Source organism: Levilactobacillus huananensis (assembly GCF_003946145.1).
Taxonomy (GTDB): domain Bacteria; phylum Bacillota; class Bacilli; order Lactobacillales; family Lactobacillaceae; genus Levilactobacillus; species Levilactobacillus huananensis.
Genome location: NZ_RHOC01000027.1, coordinates 1 through 1,735, shown reverse-complemented (window position 1 = coordinate 1,735; position 1,735 = coordinate 1). Strand labels below are relative to the sequence as shown.

Here is a 1,735-nt window from a genome sequence, read left to right as displayed (position 1 = left end):
GGTTTGATACTTGGTATCAAACCCAAACAATATTTGCGAAGTCAATTCGCTTTTATAACAAAAGTAACAACAATCGATGAGCTATTCAAGCCATCATCATAAGATGAGAGTTTGATCCTGGCTCAGGACGAACGCTGGCGGCATGCCTAATACATGCAAGTCGAACGCGTCTTCGTTAACTGAAGTGCTTGCACGGACGTTAACCATAAGACGAGTGGCGAACTGGTGAGTAACACGTAGGAAACCTGCCCAGAAGCAGGGGATAACACTTGGAAACAGGTGCTAATACCGTATAACAACAAAAACCGCATGGTTTTTGTTTGAAAGATGGCTTCGGCTATCACTTCTGGATGGTCCTGCGGCGTATTAGTTAGTTGGTGAGGTAAAGGCCCACCAAGACGATGATACGTAGCCGACCTGAGAGGGTAATCGGCCACATTGGGACTGAGACACGGCCCAAACTCCTACGGGAGGCAGCAGTAGGGAATCTTCCACAATGGACGAAAGTCTGATGGAGCAATGCCGCGTGAGTGAAGAAGGGTTTCGGCTCGTAAAACTCTGTTGTTGAAGAAGAACGGGTGCAAGAGTAACTGTTTGCATCGTGACGGTATTCAACCAGAAAGCCACGGCTAACTACGTGCCAGCAGCCGCGGTAATACGTAGGTGGCAAGCGTTGTCCGGATTTATTGGGCGTAAAGCGAGCGCAGGCGGTTTCTTAAGTCTGATGTGAAAGCCTTCGGCTTAACCGGAGAAGTGCATCGGAAACTGGGGAACTTGAGTGCAGAAGAGGACAGTGGAACTCCATGTGTAGCGGTGGAATGCGTAGATATATGGAAGAACACCAGTGGCGAAGGCGGCTGTCTAGTCTGTAACTGACGCTGAGGCTCGAAAGCATGGGTAGCAAACAGGATTAGATACCCTGGTAGTCCATGCCGTAAACGATGAGTGCTAGGTGTTGGAGGGTTTCCGCCCTTCAGTGCCGCAGCTAACGCATTAAGCACTCCGCCTGGGGAGTACGACCGCAAGGTTGAAACTCAAAGGAATTGACGGGGGCCCGCACAAGCGGTGGAGCATGTGGTTTAATTCGAAGCTACGCGAAGAACCTTACCAGGTCTTGACATACTATGCAAATCCTAGAGATAGGACGTTCCCTTCGGGGACATGGATACAGGTGGTGCATGGTTGTCGTCAGCTCGTGTCGTGAGATGTTGGGTTAAGTCCCGCAACGAGCGCAACCCTTATTATCAGTTGCCAGCATTAAGTTGGGCACTCTGGTGAGACTGCCGGTGACAAACCGGAGGAAGGTGGGGATGACGTCAAATCATCATGCCCCTTATGACCTGGGCTACACACGTGCTACAATGGGCGGTACAACGAGTTGCGAAGTCGTGAGGCTAAGCTAATCTCTTAAAGCCGCTCTCAGTTCGGATTGTAGGCTGCAACTCGCCTACATGAAGTTGGAATCGCTAGTAATCGCGGATCAGCATGCCGCGGTGAATACGTTCCCGGGCCTTGTACACACCGCCCGTCACACCATGAGAGTTTGTAACACCCAAAGCCGGTGAGATAACCTTCGGGAGTCAGCCGTCTAAGGTGGGACAGATGATTAGGGTGAAGTCGTAACAAGGTAGCCGTAGGAGAACCTGCGGCTGGATCACCTCCTTTCTAAGGAATATACGGAGGCTACACATACTTTGTTGAAACAATGTTCAGTTTTGAGGGGCTTACCTCTCAA

The 1,735-nt window shown here is 50.5% G+C and carries 1 rRNA gene; it reads left to right on the top strand.

Annotation, left to right across the window (positions count from 1 at the left end):
• Positions 1-99 precede the first annotated feature (99 nt).
• Positions 100-1,665: ribosomal RNA gene (locus EKM71_RS10900) — 16S ribosomal RNA — on the top strand.
• Positions 1,666-1,735 lie beyond the last annotated feature (70 nt).